This window comes from Cytobacillus horneckiae (assembly GCF_002835735.1).
Lineage (GTDB): Bacteria > Bacillota > Bacilli > Bacillales > Cytobacillaceae > Cytobacillus > Cytobacillus horneckiae.
The window spans coordinates 16,686-36,123 of sequence record NZ_PISD01000019.1; the positions used below are offsets into that span (position 1 = coordinate 16,686).

Annotated in this window: 21 protein-coding genes; 15 read left to right on the top strand and 6 right to left on the bottom strand. The window is 37.7% G+C overall.

Annotated elements, in window-relative coordinates; all coding sequences use genetic code 11:
• Positions 1-14: 14 nt before the first annotated feature.
• On the bottom strand, positions 15-455 hold the full coding sequence (locus tag CWS20_RS09830; RefSeq protein ID WP_066198833.1) for an OsmC family protein: 441 nt from the start codon (positions 453-455) through the stop codon (positions 15-17).
• Between the two features lie 204 nt (positions 456-659).
• Here CWS20_RS09830 and CWS20_RS09835 point away from each other — a divergent pair, with 204 nt between their 5' ends.
• Positions 660-947, top strand: coding sequence for a hypothetical protein (locus CWS20_RS09835; RefSeq protein WP_066198830.1), 288 nt, complete (start codon positions 660-662; stop codon positions 945-947).
• Between the two features lie 70 nt (positions 948-1,017).
• Positions 1,018-1,773: an exodeoxyribonuclease III gene (locus tag CWS20_RS09840; protein WP_066198827.1), complete on the top strand. Its 756-nt coding sequence runs from the start codon at positions 1,018-1,020 to the stop codon at positions 1,771-1,773.
• Positions 1,774-2,087: 314 nt separating this feature from the next.
• On the opposite strand, the gene CWS20_RS09845 is transcribed toward CWS20_RS09840, so the two are convergent.
• Both CWS20_RS09845 and CWS20_RS09850 read right to left on the bottom strand, forming a co-directional pair.
• Positions 2,088-2,840, bottom strand: coding sequence for a hypothetical protein (locus CWS20_RS09845; RefSeq protein WP_066198826.1), 753 nt, complete (start codon positions 2,838-2,840; stop codon positions 2,088-2,090).
• On the bottom strand, positions 2,824-3,354 hold the full coding sequence (locus CWS20_RS09850) for an RNA polymerase sigma factor (RefSeq protein ID WP_083957407.1): 531 nt from the start codon (positions 3,352-3,354) through the stop codon (positions 2,824-2,826). The genes CWS20_RS09845 and CWS20_RS09850 overlap by 17 nt, the downstream gene beginning before the upstream one ends.
• Positions 3,355-3,493: 139 nt before the next feature.
• On the opposite strand from CWS20_RS09850, the gene CWS20_RS09855 reads away from it, so the two are divergent.
• The 3 genes from CWS20_RS09855 to murG all read left to right on the top strand — a co-directional run bounded on the left by CWS20_RS09855 (position 3,494) and on the right by murG (position 5,982).
• Positions 3,494-4,222 carry a DUF421 domain-containing protein gene (locus tag CWS20_RS09855; RefSeq protein WP_066198823.1) on the top strand — a complete coding sequence of 243 codons (729 nt, stop codon included), beginning with the start codon at positions 3,494-3,496 and terminating at the stop codon, positions 4,220-4,222.
• 1 nt (position 4,223) lies between these two features.
• Complete coding sequence (locus tag CWS20_RS09860) at positions 4,224-4,592, top strand: DUF4363 family protein (protein ID WP_066198820.1); 369 nt, start codon at positions 4,224-4,226, stop codon at positions 4,590-4,592.
• Between the two features lie 328 nt (positions 4,593-4,920).
• Positions 4,921-5,982 (top strand): undecaprenyldiphospho-muramoylpentapeptide beta-N-acetylglucosaminyltransferase, encoded by a 1,062-nt coding sequence (gene murG, locus CWS20_RS09865; RefSeq protein ID WP_066198818.1) that lies wholly within the window; start codon positions 4,921-4,923, stop codon positions 5,980-5,982.
• A 35-nt stretch (positions 5,983-6,017) separates the two neighbouring features.
• Here murG and CWS20_RS09870 read toward each other — a convergent pair whose 3' ends face one another.
• Positions 6,018-6,713 (bottom strand): alpha/beta fold hydrolase, encoded by a 696-nt coding sequence (locus CWS20_RS09870; protein WP_066198816.1) that lies wholly within the window; start codon positions 6,711-6,713, stop codon positions 6,018-6,020.
• 547 nt (positions 6,714-7,260) lie between these two features.
• Positions 7,261-8,130 (bottom strand): AraC family transcriptional regulator, encoded by an 870-nt coding sequence (locus CWS20_RS09875; protein WP_066198813.1) that lies wholly within the window; start codon positions 8,128-8,130, stop codon positions 7,261-7,263.
• Positions 8,131-8,595: 465 nt separating this feature from the next.
• Between CWS20_RS09875 and CWS20_RS09880 the strand changes: the two genes are divergently transcribed.
• The 3 genes from CWS20_RS09880 (at position 8,596) to CWS20_RS09890 (ending at position 10,668) form a co-directional block, all read left to right on the top strand.
• On the top strand, positions 8,596-8,859 hold the full coding sequence (locus CWS20_RS09880; RefSeq protein WP_066198810.1) for a DUF1450 domain-containing protein: 264 nt from the start codon (positions 8,596-8,598) through the stop codon (positions 8,857-8,859).
• A gap of 16 nt (positions 8,860-8,875) precedes the next feature.
• Positions 8,876-9,850, top strand: a complete 975-nt coding sequence (trhO, locus tag CWS20_RS09885; RefSeq protein WP_066198808.1) for an oxygen-dependent tRNA uridine(34) hydroxylase TrhO — start codon at positions 8,876-8,878, stop codon at positions 9,848-9,850.
• A 206-nt stretch (positions 9,851-10,056) separates the two neighbouring features.
• Positions 10,057-10,668, top strand: coding sequence for a superoxide dismutase (locus CWS20_RS09890; RefSeq protein ID WP_066198804.1), 612 nt, complete (start codon positions 10,057-10,059; stop codon positions 10,666-10,668).
• Positions 10,669-10,711: 43 nt separating this feature from the next.
• Here the strand turns inward: CWS20_RS09890 and CWS20_RS09895 are convergent, their stop codons facing one another.
• Complete coding sequence (locus CWS20_RS09895) at positions 10,712-11,341, bottom strand: helix-turn-helix transcriptional regulator (protein WP_066198802.1); 630 nt, start codon at positions 11,339-11,341, stop codon at positions 10,712-10,714.
• A gap of 217 nt (positions 11,342-11,558) precedes the next feature.
• Between CWS20_RS09895 and CWS20_RS09900 the strand changes: the two genes are divergently transcribed.
• The 7 genes from CWS20_RS09900 to CWS20_RS09930 all read left to right on the top strand — a co-directional run bounded on the left by CWS20_RS09900 (position 11,559) and on the right by CWS20_RS09930 (position 19,385).
• Positions 11,559-12,491: an MBL fold metallo-hydrolase gene (locus CWS20_RS09900; RefSeq protein ID WP_066198800.1), complete on the top strand. Its 933-nt coding sequence runs from the start codon at positions 11,559-11,561 to the stop codon at positions 12,489-12,491.
• Between the two features lie 197 nt (positions 12,492-12,688).
• Positions 12,689-13,888, top strand: a complete 1,200-nt coding sequence (locus tag CWS20_RS09905) for an acyl-CoA dehydrogenase family protein (RefSeq protein WP_066198797.1) — start codon at positions 12,689-12,691, stop codon at positions 13,886-13,888.
• Positions 13,889-13,912: 24 nt separating this feature from the next.
• The gene (locus tag CWS20_RS09910) at positions 13,913-15,067 is read left to right on the top strand and encodes a thiolase family protein (RefSeq protein WP_066198794.1); all 1,155 of its coding nucleotides are present in this window, start codon (positions 13,913-13,915) and stop codon (positions 15,065-15,067) included.
• Positions 15,068-15,081: 14 nt separating this feature from the next.
• Positions 15,082-15,852 carry a 3-hydroxyacyl-CoA dehydrogenase gene (locus tag CWS20_RS09915; protein WP_066198792.1) on the top strand — a complete coding sequence of 257 codons (771 nt, stop codon included), beginning with the start codon at positions 15,082-15,084 and terminating at the stop codon, positions 15,850-15,852.
• A gap of 21 nt (positions 15,853-15,873) precedes the next feature.
• Complete coding sequence (locus CWS20_RS09920) at positions 15,874-16,650, top strand: enoyl-CoA hydratase/isomerase family protein (RefSeq protein ID WP_066198791.1); 777 nt, start codon at positions 15,874-15,876, stop codon at positions 16,648-16,650.
• 518 nt (positions 16,651-17,168) lie between these two features.
• Positions 17,169-17,759 (top strand): CalY family protein, encoded by a 591-nt coding sequence (locus CWS20_RS09925; protein WP_066198789.1) that lies wholly within the window; start codon positions 17,169-17,171, stop codon positions 17,757-17,759.
• Positions 17,760-17,795: 36 nt separating this feature from the next.
• Complete coding sequence (locus CWS20_RS09930) at positions 17,796-19,385, top strand: M4 family metallopeptidase (RefSeq protein ID WP_180321537.1); 1,590 nt, start codon at positions 17,796-17,798, stop codon at positions 19,383-19,385.
• The last annotated feature ends 53 nt before the right edge of the window (positions 19,386-19,438 follow it).

The window sequence follows — 19,438 nt, forward strand, 5'->3', positions numbered from 1 at the left end:
CTTGATGGTTTACCTTAAATAATTTCTACGTGAAGCTCCATTTCAACATTACCTTGTATGGCTCTGGAAATCATACACGAACTTTCTGCTTTTCTGGCGAGCTTAAGCGCAAGTGAATGTTCCCTGTCGCTTGCTCCATCTAAAAGCACAATTTTTGGTTTATGGATTATTTTTTTATATGTAATTACTCCATTCGAATCATTTACTATTGCAATAGAATCCATCGATAAGTCTTTTTTCTCGAGACCGCTTCTTTCCATCATGGCTGCTAAAGTGATGATATAACAAGTTGCTGCTGCTCCAAGCAGCATTTCATCAGGATTTGTACCGACTCCTGGACCATTCATCTCTGGTGGAATAGAAACCTTTGTTTTTAATTGGCCGCTTTCAATTTCACCTACGTCATTTCTTAAACCTGGCCAATGTGCTTTCAAATGAAATTGATGATCTGCCATATGATGACCTCCTTTTCTAACTGACTGGCAGTAGGGTCACGAATTAAGTAACAATATACTACCTCCAGCATGATTTAACTTTTGAAAATGGTAAACGAGAAACTGTGTTCACCCACTTATATAAGAACTATATCAAACAGATTGGCTTTCATCAAAAAACATAATCATGTAAAATAATAGTAAAACACTACATAGGGGGAAAAGGTGAGTATACTAGATTGGTTTATTAAAACGAAAAGTACATTATCTGAATTTTTAGCCTTTTGTATAGGCTTCGTTGCAGCAATCTTTTTGCCGAATATATTGAATTTAGCCCGGACAGAGATCATCGTTGCCATCATCCTCATTTTTATTTTTATGCGCGGTTTGGAATGGGTTTTAGCGAAAATTCTTGGTGACAGAGATAGAAAGCTTTCTAAAAATAACTATTTTGTTATGGCTATCATTTTTCCAGTGCTAGCAATTTTTTCTTATATTCTTTTTGGCACATAAGCTTTTGCAAGAACATATATTCTATGTTACGCTATGATTCTATTAAGTTATGACAAGGAGCGGCAGCAACATGAAACTCATTTCCTGGAATGTAAATGGTATAAGAGCCTGTGTAAAAAAAGGCTTTCTCGACTATTTTAATGAAGTCGATGCAGATATATTTTGTATACAAGAATCTAAGCTGCAAGAAGGCCAAATACAGCTGGATTTACCAAAATATCATCAATATTGGAATTACGCAGTTAGAAAAGGCTATTCAGGGACGGCAGTTTTTACAAAGAAGCAGCCTTTATCTGTCAAATACGGAGTTGGCGATAACGAAACAGAAGAGGAAGGCCGCATTCTTACTTTAGAATTTGAACAGTTTTATCTTGTAAATGTGTACACGCCAAACTCTAAACGAGATCTCTCAAGACTTTCCTATCGATTGCAATGGGAAGATGAGCTAAAAGCCTATTTATTGCAGCTTGATAAAATTAAACCGGTGATTTATTGCGGCGATTTAAATGTTGCAAAAGAAGAAATCGATATAAAGAATGCACGTTCAAACATAGGTAATTCTGGTTTTACTTTTGAAGAAAGAGGTAAAATGAATGAGCTGCTTCAGTCCGGTTTCGTTGATTCTTTTAGATATCTTTATCCAGACAGGAAAGATGTTTATTCCTGGTGGTCCTATATGGCTAAAGTGAGAGAAAGAAATATTGGCTGGAGAATTGATTACTTTATTGTTTCTGAAAAATTAAAGGACAAAATTATCGAAGCTGACATTCATTGCAATGTTATGGGAAGCGATCATTGCCCAGTTATGCTCGAGATGGATTTTTAATAAGGCTCAGGTGTCATGAAAGCTGAAATATCTGGCTTTCATGACATTTTTTAATTAATTATATAAGGAATTCTTAATAAAATGCAGTAGGGTAGAAGCGATAGAATCACAGGGTTATTCAGTACTTTATTAAATTGTTAATTTTAGTAAAAAAAAGGAGTATCTTTTACTTCTTTTATCCATTTAAAATGATTATTTTAACAGTCACGTTTTTACAATATATAGGAAATCAAGAATGATCAAACTGTTTAAAGAACGAGCTCATTGCATCTATTACTTTAACTGCTGGCTGAATAAGCACAGCAGTTTTTTATTTACCAATCATTCTCAAATTTAAATTTTTTGGCTAATTCTATTAAAGTATCTGGATGGCCGTTATCAGCTGTGTAATAAAAATAATATACATTTTTATCAGTAATGACTGTTAATCGCGGAAGTGAACGATCGTTGTTTATTTGCAGGACACCGCGATGTCCTGCAATATCTACTTCTTCAGCTGTATATGATTCAGCTGGAAATTTTTTATGAGGTAAATGACTTGTAACTAGCTCATCTACAGTCTCACTGTGTGGAGTTGTATGAATGGATATAGTTTGTCCTGCAATAGTAGTGCTATAAAAAGCTTGTGAATAAATCGTCTGTTTACCTCCAATATTAGATAAGTATAAAAAAATCTCCGGCTCACCAGAAAGCGACTTTATTGATTGGGACGCATCAAGAGGATAAACTGAATTTTCCCTTCCTTCTTGTGTTAACACCGGTAATTTTTTACTTTTTTCCATTTCATAAGTATAGTGAACTCCTTCTATTAATGACGCCGAAGAAGGCAATGATGATGAGGGATTTAACAGGTTCACAATGAAAACATACGTGAACAAAACAAATCCCAATGCTATTCCTGCAGGAATCGATTTTTGAACAAAGCTTGTTTTTCTTTGTTGAGCCAGCTTTGTTCTTAATTTTTCTTCCAGCCGCTTTTTTCGGTGCTGATGCCATTCAATATTTTTATCAATTGTTTTAAGCTCATGACTTAAATAAAGATGATCCGTTTTATGAGAGCTCTTCATAGTGCTCCTCCTCACATATCATTTTCTCTAATTCTCTCAACCCTCTCGATAATGTCGATTTCACTTTACTTTCCGACCATCCTAAAATTACCGCAGTTTCCTTTGTCGAAAACTCCTTGATTTTTCGTAAGATGATGACTTCACGGTAGGTGATTTTTAGATGTGTCAGTGTATGATATAGTCCTTTTATTTCTTCACTCATTTCAACAGCCTGTTCAATAGACACTGTAAGCTGTGGTGGCTTTGATAAAAGTTTCAGCAAAATATGATTACGCTGCTGTTTTGGTAAGTAGTCATAGGCTAAATTACGGGCAATCGTAAAAAGCCATGTTTTAAATGAAGACTTATGATTGAATGTATTCATTCCCCGATAGGCTTTTAAAAAAGTTTCTTGTGTAATATCTTCAGCTCTATGAAAGTCATTGATTAATAATCCTATGTATTTAACTAAAGCTTCACTATGCGCTTCATACAGCTCCATTACTATTTGTTCTTTTTCTCTCTTCGAGTACATTTACATTTCCCCCTTTCAAAATCATTTTTACTATTTAGACGCTTGAGCACAATATCGGTCGCATTATCTTTATTATTTATTTTGGATATTTTTCCACTAAAGGTAAATACTAAAAATAATTTTTCTAGGAGTGGGTTATGTGAATGAGACTGCAATTGTGCTTGTCAGATCTATTATTGCGTTCGGTACCTTGCTTATTTTTACCCGCTTCTTAGGAAAGCAGCAAGTAAGTCAGATTACATTCTTTGATTATATTCTTGGGATTACAATTGGCTCGATGGCGGCTAATTTATCCACGGATATTGCAACGGATGCATGGCCTAATTGGGTCGGATTACTTTCTTGGACTGTAATGGTATACATATTTCAAAAGGTGACAGTTAAGTCGAGGCAGGCATCTGTTTATATTGATGGCGAGCCAGTGATTGTGATTATGAATGGTGAAATTATGGATGAAGTGATGAAGAAATTGCGCTTTCGATTATCTGATTTACAGGAACAGCTAAGAGAAAAGGGCGTGTTTGATATTAATGAAGTGGAATATGCCGTAGTAGAAAAAGATGGTCAATTATCAATATTAAAAAAGGCGGAATATTTACCTCTTACACCAAAAGATATAAATGTGAGGCCGGAGTATAAGGGGATAGCAACAGAGTTAATTTATGACGGCGAGATCGTAAAAAGCAATTTGAAGCAATTGAACAAGGATGAAGCTTGGCTGAAAGAGCAAATTGCAGCGAAGGGATTTAACGAATTTGCTGAGGTATTCCTGGCAGTCATTGCACCTAATGGTTCGCTATTCATAGACGGTTTTGATGACAAAATGGAAAACCCAATCGATATAACAGATTTTAAGGGATTAAAGTGATATGAAGGAATTTATCCTCTATAAAGTGATTCCACTATTCATATTGGCAATATTTATTTGTGTGATGAAATCTGGAGAATATTTAAAGCAGTCATTCACAGAGGAAGATGATGTCATGTATTATGTAGAGCTTGTCAGTACAGAGATTGATAACGGCCATTGGAGTGAAGCAAAAACCAATATCAGCAATGTAAAGGATGCTTTTGAAATTGTCAAAAAACGCATTCAGTTCTCAGTTGAAAGAAACGAGCTTTACGAGATGGAATCAAGCATTAATCGGGCGATCGGCTTCGTCTCTGCACGAGATGTTGGAGGAGCAAAAGCTGAATTAGAGGAAATAAAATTTACGTGGGAAGGGCTTGGGAAGTGATGAAACAATTTTTTAAAAACTATAGCAGGAAATTGTTGCGGAAAATTCTCACAATAATCTTGCCGCTATTAACGTACTACCGTGTTGTTCATCAATTGATAGAGCGCATTTTGTTTTCTTTGCCCTTTGTATTTACTCAATTAACCAACATATAATGCTTGGCCTGAGAGTGCAGAAAATAATCCTCCTCATTGCGGCGTATTTTCTATATAATGAGGCTATGTTAAAGTTGATTTTTATGAGCGAAAGAAGCGATGCTTCGGAACAGTGAAATCAACAGTCAAATTTAACACAGTTAATAATAAAAGAAAATACAGGGGCAGTGCTTATGAAAAATAAGAAGATTGTATTTACAGGCGGAGGATCAGCGGGACATGTAACGCCAAACCTTGCCATTATCAATGAGCTAAAAGAAGACTTTGCGCTTTATTATATCGGCTCTCATAAAGGAATAGAAAAAGAAATCATTCAAAAAACAAACCTATCGTACTATAGTATTAGCAGCGGGAAATTAAGAAGATATATTGATATGGAAAATATAATCGACGCATTTCGCGTGTTAAAGGGAACTGTAGAAGCACGAAAAATATTAAAAAAAATTAAGCCTGATTTATTATTCTCAAAAGGCGGATTTGTTTCAGTACCTGTTATTGTTGCCGCCAGTTCTTTGAAAATACCAATCTATATTCATGAAAGTGATATTACTCCAGGGCTGGCCAACAGGATATCCATGCGGTTTGCATCAAAAATATTCACCTCCTTTGAAGAAGCTGCACAATATTTTCCAATAGAGAAGGTGAGGGCAATTGGTTCACCAATAAGGAAAGAGATATTAAACGGTTCTGTAAACGAAGGCCTTTCTTTTCTCGGCTTTCAACGAAATCGACCAATACTTACGATTATGGGCGGCAGCTTAGGTGCGAAAAGAATAAACGAAGTGGTCAGGGAATCTCTTGGAGAATTAACGAAACGCTATCAGATTGTTCATCTTTGTGGAAAAGGGCAAAGTGATCCGGACTTTGACGATTATCCTGGATACAAACAGTTCGAATATATTCATGAGGAGCTTGCTCATATATTGGCGGCCACACAATATGTAATTACTCGTGGAGGCTCCAATGCTTTATTTGAATTTTTAGCGTTGAATATCCCTATGCTTATTATTCCATTATCAAAAAAACAAAGCAGAGGCGATCAAATTTTAAATGCAAATGCATTTAAGCATAATGGGTTTGCCGTCGTGCAGGAAGAGGAAGGGCTTGATGCAAGTTCTTTTATCCTTGCTCTTAATGACCTTGAAAACCAAGCGCCAAAAATAAAATCAATGATGGACCAATCACCATTAAACAATGGCTTAGATGTATTATTAGACGAGATCACTGGAATATAGAAATTCAAATCCAGCTTTTCAGGCTGGATTTGTTTCTATGATTCTACTTGTTTCAAAAAAGCTTCCAAAGTACTGCTGTAAATCTGTGGCTGATCACGATGAACCAAATGGCCGGCGAAAGGGATGATTGCCATGTTAATGCGCTGATTAAATTCCTTATATTTTAATGCAGCTTCAAACTCTCTATCGACATCACCGCCAGCAATGCACATAGTTGGTAATTGTATCTCCTTTACATCTCCAGTTTCATGGAAAGACCTTAGGAGTGAAATCCAATCATTATCTCCATGTATTTGATTTAAGTAGGAGACAGCTTCTTTATTTGAAAACAAAGATTCCTCAAAGCGTCTAGCATCCTCAGTCAATATCTCTGCCCAATTGTCAGGTTGCACTGGAAAAATTCCCGAAAACGTCAAGGATTTCACTCTATCAGGATATTTTTTTGCGTACAATAATGCCGCCTGCCCACCTAAAGAGACCCCAGCAATATGACATTTATCTATATGTAGCGAATCCAAAGTTTCTTTAAGATCTTCCGCTAGCTTTGTATGATAATTTTGTAGGGATCCAACCGATTGCCCATGCCCGCGCAAATCCGGCCGAATGACCATATAATTCCTCTTTTCGAAATACTGACTTTGTTCGATATACTCTGTCTCTCCCGTCATGCCTCCAGAATGAATAAGTACAATCGGCTGGCCATTTCCATTAATTTCTGTATGTAATATCATAATGTTGCCCCCTTATCTTTTTTTCTCCTTTTTTATACATATTAGTAGAATGTTCATAATTTTACAATAAAACATTGCTTTAGTAGGTGAAATGTACTGCCTTTAAAGTAAAGAGGTGAAAATGGTAAATTTAACTTAACTTTGGCAAAAATATTGGCGTGAAAATCTTTGTCAAATCTGACTTCTTTGGATTGTTTGTGGAAATCTGAAAATATAAAAAATCACTAACAGTTATTACATAGTAAATATATACTTAACAACTCCACAGCTAACTAAACAGAATTTTCCAGAGTATATTTTTCATTAAATATTGCAATAATCCAATTATCTTACTTTTAAGATGATTCTATGAATAATAGTCAAGACATGACGATATTGCTTTGGTAACCATAATGTCATGACTAGGGGTCCTTGGAGACGTAGAATAGGTTTCGTGATCTGGCTAACGTTTCGCTATTTTTCTTAATGAACGAGAACCAGCCTGCCGAACATTAATCATCCCATGAGGAAAAAAGGGCTTTCTCTTAGAAGAAAGCCCTACTAGAATTTATTTTTTCACAGGTATCCATAGCTCACTTCTAAACGTAGCTGAAGTTAAATCCTTGCTTTCATTCCACAATATTTCTGGACCATCAACCTGTTCGTACGTTGTGGATGGGAACCATTCTGAGTAGATTCGGCCCCATGTATGCTGTAAAGTTTGTGGAAACGGACCGACGCTTTCAAATACAGCCCATGTCAATGCAGGGATTTCAAGACAATCATAATGTGATGGTGAATCCTCCGTCGTTGCCACGCCAATCATGTGATAGAGGTCACCTTTTTCCTCCATTCTACCTTCAGAGAAATCGGTCGAAGCGCTAACAAGTCCAGTCGGTTCAATATTTGATAGTCCCTTTAAATAATGTATATCTTCTGCTTTTAAAGCTTGCCACATTTTATTTATCTCAGGATTAACACCTTCAAATTGAATGGGCACCCTTTTTCCAATTCCTACGATTTTAAAAGGTTCTTTATCTATTATGCGATAATTCATTTCTATCCCGCCTTTTATAGTTAATTGAAAGGTCATAGGCGGAAAAGCTTTTAAGCTTGGACGCTTTACTCTTACATCAGTAGGTGTAAATCCGTGTAAGAGCTGAAATGCACGAGTAAAGGAGTCGGGTGATGAATATTGATATTTCAAGCTAATATCTATAATGCGGTTGCTTGTGCTGAGTATTTCAACCGCTGCAAGTGTAAGCCTCCTTTTTCTAATATATTCAGATAAAGTCATACCGGCTAAAAATGAAAACATTCTTTTAAAATGGTACTCTGAGCATAACGCAATTTTTGCGACTTCTTTGTATTCAATTTCCTCTGTCAAGTGTTCTTCAATATATTGCATCGCCCGATTCATATGTGACAGCAATTCCATAATATAATGACCTCCCTTCAATAAAAGATTATCAAGTTTGCATTCATTCAGCCCGACAATGCATGCACAATATTGTAGGATATAGATAAGGAGGGGAGAATGAACTTTAGATTGAATTTTTCGTCAGAATTTAACATCATCTATGAGATTTTATGAGGATTTACATAGCATTGCTTATCTTACGAAATTGAATATCAGCAGAGTGACCACTATTTAAAAGGAAGTGGCTATGGTAATAAAGGGGCAGGCGTTAATAGAATGAATGGACTTTTTCCAGATAAAATAATTTCGCCATTAGCCGTACAGTCTTGGGGAATGACAGATTTTCAGGTCATTAATCATGAAGGCAATTCCATAATAGTAGGCACTAATCGTGTTTGATTATTTCTGTAATAACATGATATATTTATATACGGATTAATGATACCTTATGGTAGAAAAACATCTAAAAAGGATGTTAATAAAATGAGCCTATTAAAAAAATTATTTTCAAAAGAAAAGCAATTAATGATTGAGTTTTGTGAAAAAAACTTAGACCGTTTTTACTCGGAAAATGATTTTTCCGAATTCGGCCCTTTTCTCAATAGTAAAGGGGTTCAATATAAGCAATATGAATGTCAAAGCAAATGTAAAGATTGCAAGAAGGCACCGTATGCATTGGTTAACGGAGAGTTTATCCAGGCGGATAGCCCGGCCGAGCTATTGGAAAAAGTCAAAGAAATAAAATAAGCAGGTGGAAGAAAGCATGTCAGTGAAAAAGCCTTATCGAGTATTATTATATTATATGTATGTAAAAATAGATAACCCTGAAGCATTTGCTAAGCATCATTTACGGCAATGTAAAGAAATCGGGCTAAAAGGCAGAATTCTTGTTGCTGAAGAAGGGATTAACGGCACTGTTTCAGGCACAGTTGAGCAAACTAATGAATATATGAAAATAATGAAAGCGGATAAACGCTTTGCAAATATGGTATTCAAAATTGATGAAACAGATCTGCATGCTTTTAAAAAGATGCATGTTCGTCCTCGAAAAGAGATTGTTACATTAAGCTTAAAAGATGATGTAAATCCTAATGAAACAACAGGCAAATATCTTGAGCCGCAACAATTTTTTGAGGCAATGCAGCAGGAAGATACAGTGATTATCGATGCGCGCAATGATTATGAATATGACATTGGCCATTTTAGAGGGGCGATAAAACCTGAAGTTGAAGCGTTCCGTGATTTGCCAAATTGGATTCGTGAAAATAATAAACTGCTGGAAGGAAAAAAAATCCTCACTTATTGTACTGGTGGAATTCGCTGTGAAAAATTTTCAGGCTGGCTCGTTAAAGAGGGCTATGAAGATGTAAGTCAGCTTCATGGCGGCATCGTTACCTATGGTAAGGATCCGGAAGTTAAAGGAGAGCTATGGGATGGCCAATGCTATGTCTTTGATGATCGGATAAGTGTGCCGATTAATCAGAAAGAACATGTCATTGTCGGAAAAGACCATTTCACAGGCGAAGCTTGCGAGCGTTATGTCAATTGTGCAAACCCTGAATGTGATAAACGCTTTATGACAACAGTCGAGAATGAATTTAAATATTTACGAAGCTGCTCGCACGAGTGCCGTGTACATCCAGAAAATCTGTATGTGAAGGAACATCAGCTAAGCCCTGAACAAGTGAAAGGTCGTTTAGAAACGCTTGAACAGGAGCGATCAGCAAAATTGAACTAAAAAATCTTGAAGGCCATTGTGCCTTCAGGATTTTTTTGTTATTTGGTTTAAACATATCCGTGATGAATAGTTAGCAGCTTAATATCATCGACATGGTTAAAAAATGTTTTGTTTTGATTACTTTTTATACTTATTAGTTGAAAAAGTCTTTGAACTCTATTAAAATAAAATTGTAATCAAATCTTACATATTAGGAGGAATTACCAATGGCAAAACACGAACTTCCTGCGTTACCATACGCAAATAATGCATTAGAACCACATATCGATGAACAAACTATGATGATTCACCATGATCGTCATCATGCAACATATGTCAATAACTTAAATGCAGCACTTGAAGGTCATGACGAACTTGCAAGCAAATCAGTTGAAGAATTAATTGCTAACTTGGATGCTGTACCTGAAAGCATTCGTACTGCCGTTCGCAATAACGGTGGCGGGCACGCTAATCACAGCTTATTCTGGACACTTCTTTCTCCAAATGGCGGAGGCGCTCCAACTGGGGATATCGCATCTGCAATTGATGAAGCATTCGGAAGCTTTGATGCTTTCAAAGACGAATTTGCTAAAGCTGCTGCAGGTCGGTTTGGCTCTGGCTGGGCATGGCTTGTTTCAGAAGGCGGCCAGCTTTCTATCACTAGCACACCAAACCAAGATAGCCCTGTAATGGAAGGAAAAACTCCTGTGCTTGGCCTGGATGTTTGGGAGCATGCTTATTACCTTAACTATCAAAACAAACGTCCTGACTATGTTCAAGCTTTCTTTAACATAGTAAATTGGGATGAAGTAAACAAGCTTTTCGCTGCTACAAAATAATAATAAAAAACACTTTTGGATTTTTCCAAAAGTGTTTTTTTTATTAATTAAAATGGATTTGAAATTTGCAATGCTCGTTTCCATCTGTTTTACAATTGACTCTTTTTATCTTTTCTGTTTCTAAAACAGTTTTTAATAACTGTGTTTCACAGTGGCATGCAGTCTTGTAAGAATGGGCAACTGCGAGAATAGGACAGTTATACTCGGTTAATTCATATGATGAATCAGCTGTTTTCATGGCAGTTGCCATATAGCCTTTTTCATTTTGGATACTAACCAATTCTGATATCTTCTCTTCATTCGTTTTATGATCCATTCTTTTCGAATATTCTTCGGTTAACCGCTGTTCTCTTTTTTTAAATAACTGTTCGATTGCAGTACTGCCGTACAGTTCATTTATATCATGCAAAAATTCCAGTGATAGCCCTTCATAATTTTTAGGGAAAAACTTCTCACCTTTTTCTGTTAAGTAATAGATTTGTGTCGGTCTCCCAAGTGCTTGTTTATTTTCTCTCGAGCAAACAAAACCATTATTTTCAAGAACTGTTAAATGTTTTCTTACCGCCATATGTGTAATGTTTAGCCTATCCTTAAGGTCGTTGACAGTCATGGACGTTTCTTTTTTTAATAAATGCAGTACTTTATCTTTTGTAGAGCTGTTTTGCACTTCCATAACCTCACCTCAGGGTTCATAGTTTATAAACATTGTGAAAAATTTTATTACTTTTTGTTCAAGTTTATTTAAACTTATTATACTATAATGTATAAAAAAACTTAAGTAATAACAATGGCATCATTCTTGCTTATTTAATGACAACAGAGAAAATGATTTTTTAAAGAGAGAAGGGATTATTCTGATTAGAATAAATAATGATCCGGTTATTCATGAAATGATTTTACCAAACCGAGGGAGCCTTAAAAGTTTTAATTTCTATTTAGTAGAGAACCATCAGAATTTGACTTTAATTGATGCCGGAATTAATCATGATGCCTGTTGGGATTTGCTTTTGCAAACACTTAAAACACATAATTTTTCACTTGGAGATATTAGCCAGATAATTCTTACGCATTCACATGAAGATCATATAGGACTGATTCAAAGAATATTAGATGTCCATACTGTTCCGATTTTTGCCCATAAGGATGCAGTATACCGCCTTCAGCGCGAGGAAGAATTTTTTCAAAAACGAATTGAATTTTATTCTCAGCTCTATGATGAAATGGGATGTGGAGCTGTTGGCAAAAGAAGAGTGGAGGAAACTCGCAAGCTAGGCGAAGCGAAGAAGAATGAAAAAATCGTTGGTGAAATCCGAACTTTAGGAGAAGATGATTATATCCTAGGCATGCGTGTAATAGAAACGCCTGGGCACTCGCCTGATCATATCGTTCTTCTTGATGAAGATAGAAAAGTTTTATTTGGCGGAGATCATTTAATCGGACATATTTCAAGCAATGCTTTAGTTGAACCGGATCGCGACGGCAATAGGAGAAAAACCTTAATTGAGTATCATTCCTCGTTAAAAAAATGTTTAAACTACGATTTTAATAAAGTTTATACGGGGCATGGCCGGACCATTCATCATCCATATGAGCTGATAAACAGCCGGCTGGAAGGGATGGATGAAAAGGCCGAAAAAATTGTTTCAATCATTAGGAGTGGTGTTGCAACAGCAAGTGAGATTGCGCAGACTTTTTATCGCGACAAATACGAGGCAGAATTCAGCTTGGTTATGTCAGAAATTATTGGCTACTTGGATTATATCGAAGAAAAACAATTAATTTATAAAACTAAAAAAACAGGGATATGGCATTATGAAGTATGAGAATAAAATGTCCGCAAAAGGATACACAATGAAACAGTTGTGTATCCTTTTGTGTTTTTTTGTGCACAAATAGATTGTTTTGCCAACTTAAAATTCATCTTTATATATGGCATAGTTTTTGCATATAAAAAAATGTATAGATTTATATTATTTTATAAAAATGAAATGACAATCAGCAGAAAGAAGGGAGAAAAAGCATGGCGACAAAAACAGGTGATAAAAAGGGAAGAACTGCATTTAATCCATTTAAGCACAATAAAGAAATCTATAATGAAGATCATGAAATGTTTAGAACTTCACTGCGCAAATTTATTGAAAAAGAGGTTACACCTTATTTTCAACAATGGGAGGAAGATCATTATACCCCGCGTGAATTATTTAACAAAATGGGAGAACAGGGGTTTCTTTGCCCTCAAGTGGACCCCGCCTATGGTGGATTAGGACTAGATTTTGGATTTAATAGAATATTAGCAGAAGAAACTGCACGAGTCGGATCAGGTTTAGGAACAGCAAGTCTACATAGTACAGTTGTTGTCCCTTATTTGGAAATATTCGGTTCAGAGGAGCAAAAGAAGAAATATTTGCCTAAGTTCGTTAGTGGTGAAATGCTGACTGCAGTAGCGATGACCGAGCCAGGAACAGGTTCAGATTTATCGGGGCTTAATACAACAGCAGTTAAAGACGGAGATCATTATGTCATCAACGGGCAAAAAACGTTCATTACCAATGGAATCAATGCTGATTTAATATTTGTTGCTGTGAAAACGGATACAAAAATTCAACCTGCACACCGCGGCATAAGCATGATTATGGTAGAAGCGGATACGCCAGGTTTTTCAAAAGGCAGAAAGCTTAAGAAATTAGGCGGACATTCGCAGGATACTGCCGAGCTTATATTTGAAGATGTAAGAGTGCCTGCAGAAAATTTATTAGGTGAAGAGGGCAAAGGGTTCTATTACTTAATGGAAAAATTGCAGCAGGAAAGGATCATTTGTGCAGAAGGTGCGCTCGCACTGGCGCAGGAGATGCTGAGTTCAACAATTGATTATGTGAAAGAACGGGAAGCTTTTGGACAGCCGATCAGCAAATTTCAAAACACCCAATTTGAAATTGCCGAAATGACGACAGAATTGACAATCGGCAGAACATTCCTTGATAGCTTAGCCAGCCGCCATATGAACGGGGAGGATATTGCAACAGAAGTTTCAATGGCAAAATGGTGGATTACCGATATGGCGAGAAGAATGTCATCGCGTTGCCTTCAATTGCATGGAGGATATGGCTACATGGAAGAATATGAGATTGCGCGCCGTTATCGCGATGTTGCTGTCATGCCGATTTATGCTGGTTCAAACGAAATAATGAAGAATATTATTGCTAAAAATATAGGCCTTTAATCTATAAAAAAAGAGGTGAAGAGTATGCGGGAGGCAGTCATTATTGAAGCTGTCAGGACACCAATAGGTAAAAGAAATGGCGGCTTGAGCGGGGTGCATCCGCAGGATCTTGCTGCGGGAGTTCTTAAAGAAGTCGTAAAGCGTGCCGGTATTTCTGCCAGTTTAGTAGAGGACGTTATATTCGGGTGTGTACAGCAAATCGGTGAACAGGCGTTTGACATTGCAAGAGTTGCTTCGTTAGTTGCCGGTTATCCAATTGAGGTGCCTGGTGTGACTGTAGAAAGGCAATGCGGTTCTGGCCAGCAGGCAATTCATTTTGCTGCTCAAGCCATTTTAGCTGGTGACATGGATATTGTTGTCGCTGGCGGTGTAGAAAGTATGTCCAGAATTCCAATTGGAACGGTTTCACAAGGTGCAAAACATAGCAGCGGCTATTATGAAAAATATGAGGTTATTCATCAAGGTGTATCGGCTGAAAGAATTGCTGATAAGTGGGGCTACTCAAGAGAGCAGCTCGACGAATTTTCATTAGAAAGCCATAAGCGTGCTGTAAATGCTATAGCGGAGGGTCGCTTTGAAAGAGAAATCGTTCCTGTAGAGGTGACTTTACAGGATGGTAGTAAAACAATCATTGCAAAAGATGAAGGACCGAGAGCCGATACGAGCATGGAAAAGCTAGGCAGTTTAAAAACAGTGTTTAAAGAAAATGGCAAGATACATGCCGGCAATTCCAGTCAAATAAGTGATGGAGCAGCTGCAGTACTGATCATGTCTAGAGAAAGGGCGGAGGCGTTAGGCTTAAAGCCGCGCGCTCGAATCACAGCAAGGTCGGTAGTAGGCTCAGACCCAACGCTCATGCTGACTGGCCCAATCGCAGCAACAAAGAAAGTATTAAATAAAGCAAAGCTTTCTTTAAAGGATATGGATGTTTATGAAGTGAATGAAGCGTTTGCTCCTGTGCCGCTTATTTGGGCGGAAGAAACAGGCGCCGATTTTAATAAGCTCAATCCAAATGGCGGTGCGATTGCACTTGGTCATCCATTAGGATGCAGCGGTGCACGAATATTGACTACGCTATTACACGAACTTGAGCGTACTGAAGGCAGATTTGGCTTAATGACTGTTTGTGAAGGTCATGGCATGTCAAATGCAACAATTATAGAAAGAATACCATCATAAAGGGAGAGAGAGTAATGGAATTAAAAAACAGTACGGTCGTCATTACAGGGGGCGCATCAGGTTTAGGAGAGGCAACTGCAAGAAATGTAACAGCCAAAGGCGGGAAAGTTGTCATACTGGATTTAAATGATGATCGCGGCACAAATCTTGTCAACGAATTAGGTGAGGAAAATGCATTATTTATCCATACGAACGTTTATGAGGAGGATGACGTAAAGTCAGCGCTTGAACAAGCTGCAAGTAAATTTGGGAAGATTACTGCTGCTGTCAACTGTGCAGGGATTGGCAATGCACAAAAGACCTTCGGTAAAAAAGGGCCATTTGAATATGAAGGCTTTAAAAAAGTCATCAATGTCAATTTACTTGGTACATTTAATGTTATTCGCCTGGCAGCTGAAAAAATCGCACAAAACGATCCTGATGCAAATGGTGAGAGAGGTGTAATCATCAATACTGCATCAGTTGCAGCATTTGAAGGGCAAATCGGCCAAGCTGCATACAGTGCATCAAAAGGTGGAATCGTCGGAATGACTCTTCCGATCGCAAGGGACCTTGCAGAGCTGGGAATAAGGGTATGTACCATTGCACCTGGCTTGTTTGAAACGCCGCTATTAGGAAATGCACCAGAGAAAGTAAAAAATGCGCTAGGGGCAATGGTTCCGTTTCCGCAAAGGCTAGGACAGCCGTCCGAATATGCTCATTTAGTAGAATCTATTTTTACAAATCCAATGCTTAATGGCGAAGTGATTCGTTTAGACGGCGCCATTCGCATGCAGCCTAAATAACAATAAGAAGAGGTGAATTTATTGTCAGTCATCAATATTGAAAAAGACGATAAAATTGCAATCGTTACCATTGATAATCCACCAATGAATACATTATCACCTGAGGTCATTCAAGGATTAGATGAAGCGTTTGCTAACTTGAACATGGACGATGAAGTATTAGTCATACTTCTGACAGGTGCCGGCGAAAAGGCATTTATGGCGGGGGGAGATATTAAAGGCTTTCCTCACAAAATAGGTAATCCGAACCTCGTGCCGCAGTTTTTAAAAACACATGGCATGTTTAACCGCATCGACTTTTCCCCGAAGCCTGTAATCGCGGTCATTAATGGCTATGCCTTAGGCGGAGGCTGCGAGTTGGCTATCGCTTGCGATATCCGAATATCAGAAGAGCAAGCACTACTCGGGGTTCCAGAATGCACATTGGGACTATTGCCTGGTGCTGGAGGCACACAGAGGCTTCCAAGGCTAATAGGTGAAGCAAAAGCGAAAGAATTAATGTTTACAGGAGAACATATCAGTGCAGAAGAGGCTGTAACAATCGGACTTGTAAACAGAGTCGTGCCAAGAGGAGAAGGGTTGGAAGCTGGACTAAAGCTGGCACGTAAAATTGCTCGAAATTCCCCTGCCGCAATTAGAAACATAAAGAAAGCCGTAGATGAAGGCATAGAGCTGCCATTTGAAAAAGCCATTCAAAGAGAAGCCGAATTATTTCAAGAGCTGTTTTTAGCTGACGATGTAAAAGAAGGAGTAAAAGCATTTCTAGACAAAAGAAAGCCTGAATTTACCGGAAAGTAAATGGGATTGACAGAAAAGAACACTTTTCTGTCAGTTTTTTATTTTAGTATCCATTGAATGAAAAAATCGAAAACTGATTGATGGCACAGTAGGAGGGAAAAAGAAAGCCAGTGTCAGAACGTGGAACTGACATTAAATCATAAAAACCATTACACACTTTTTTCTTCCATAAATAATCCTCGTTCAATCGACTCATATTGGAATAAATACAAATAGACTATTATCATATAAGCAATCCCACTCTGTCATTAGTCTATCCTGTTTAGTCTATAGTACCTATCCTCCTAATCTTGCATAGTAAATAGAGTAATATTACTAGATTAATATGGGACATCCTTCACTTATCTGAAAATTCAAAACAAAGTAACCTTTTACATATAAACCTATTAGTCGCTAAATATGTATTTAATACCATTATTCACCAATGTCATATTACATAGATAATAATGAAATGAAGGGAGATGGGCTGGCTAGTTTCTTAGATTGAATGAAAGTTAAAAGAAAAGGGGGAAATACAGTTGGGTATCAAGAAAAAACTTGGAATGGGTGTTGCATCAGCAGCTCTAGGAATTGCATTAATCGGTGGAGGAACTTTTGCTTATTTTAGTGATAGTGTCACAACGCAAAATACTTTTGCAGCTGGAACTTTAGATTTGTCGGTAAATCCGGAAGCAATCGTTCATATTGAAAATATTAAGCCGGGCGACTCTGTGACAAAGGAATTTGTCCTTGGGAATAATGGAAGCTTAAATATTGCTAACATAAACCTGATTACTGACTATACCGTTGCAGACGCAGCTAATAATAATGTAGATGATTTCGGAAAGCATATCAGGGTTAATTTCTTATGGAATTGGGACAAAGAGAGCGAGCCAATTTTCGAAACAACCTTATATGATTTGAAAAATATGGATCCGGATGTAGTGAAAAAGGATTTATGGGATCCGTTTTGGCAGCAAAACAGCGGTTTAGCTCCGGGGGATACTAATGAACTTTGGGTACAGTTCGAATTTATTGATAACGGTGAAGATCAAAACCAATTTCAAGGAGACAATCTATCACTCCAATGGACATTCAATGCAACTCAAGGTGACGGGGAAGACCTTTAATCACTATTAATAGAATAGGAGGGTTATAGTATGAATATAAAAATAAAGGTGGTTTCAACTGCATTTGCTTTATCGATGGCTTTAAGTGCATTGAGTGGAGTCACTGCAAATGCGGAGTCAAATCATATAAAATATCATGATGATGTACAAACACCTTCATATATCATTGAAGATTGGAAGGCACCTGCCGGGTTAAGCAAAAAGGAAGCAGCGAAGGCGTATTTAGCAAAAAATAGTGAAAAGTTCCAAATGATGAAGTCTGAAGCAGTAGAAAGCTTCGAGATTAAAGATGAGATTAGTGATAACGAAACGGGGACTCATCATTTCAAGGTGAACCAGTTATATAAAGGAATCCCTGTATATGGTGCCGACCAAACATTGGCGCTGGATCATGACAATAAAGTGACGGCTTATTTTGGAAAAGTCGTACCCAATTTAGAGCAAGAGAAAATTGATACTAAAGTCTCAATTACAAAAAAAGAAGCAATTGATATAGCAAAGGCAGGAATTGAGGCGGAGATTGGCGAAGTATCTAGTTACGATGGTGAAATTAATCTAGAACCATATATTTATGAATACAAAGATGAATTTTACAGTACTTTCCTTGTAACTGCTTCTACTAGCAGTCCAGAAGTCGGCTTCTGGCATTATTTTATTGACACAGCTACTGGTAAAGTTATAGACAGCTTTAATGCCGCACATGAAGTAACTGCATTTGGATATGGTGTATTCGGCGGGAAGCAGATGTTTGAAGCAAGCTATATTGACGGATTATTCAGACTCCACGACCAAACACGAGGCCAAGGTGTCATCACTTACGATTATGATAATAATGTGAATGAGGACGTGACAAGTGTAAGCAAGATGTTCCGTGATGGCGCAGCTGTTGATGCTCATGCGAACTCTCAAAAAACATATGATTATTTTAAAAATACCTTTAACCGCAACTCTGTAGATGATAACGGCCAGCGTCTGCTTTCGAGAGTACATGTCGGCGATAACTGGAACAATGCTTCCTGGAACGGTGTGTATATGTCTTATGGAGATGGGGACGGCATTCGCTTCCATCCTTTAGCTGGCGGATTAGATGTTGCCGCTCATGAAATGTCACACGGCGTTATACAGCACACGGCAAGCTTAATTTATCGCAATGAGTCTGGGGCATTAAATGAATCATTTGCAGATATTTTCGGTGCAATGGTTGATCGTGATGATTGGATCATTGGTGAAGATATCATGGCAAATGGAGCAATTGGACTGCGTTCTCTAGAAGATCCTGCCGCCCTCATTGAAAACAGAACACAAGAGCCATACCCTGATCATTGGAGCAAGCGGTATACTGGAACATTGGATAACGGCGGTGTTCATATTAACAGCAGTATAAATAATAAAGCGGCATATCTAGTTTCTGAAGGCGGGGAGCATTATGGCGTACAAGTTACAGGAGTAGGGCGAGAGGCAACTGAACAAATTTATTACAGAGCGCTCTCTCATTACCTCACTGCAAGCTCAAATTTCGCAATGATGAGACAAGCGGCTATTCAGGCAGCCACTGATTTATATGGAAGCAATTCTGACGCTGTCAAAGCTGTCCAGCAGGCATATAACGCAGTAGGCGTATACTAGAATGATAGAAACTAGCTGCTAATTTTTTGGGGAAAAGTAAGCAGCTAGTTTCC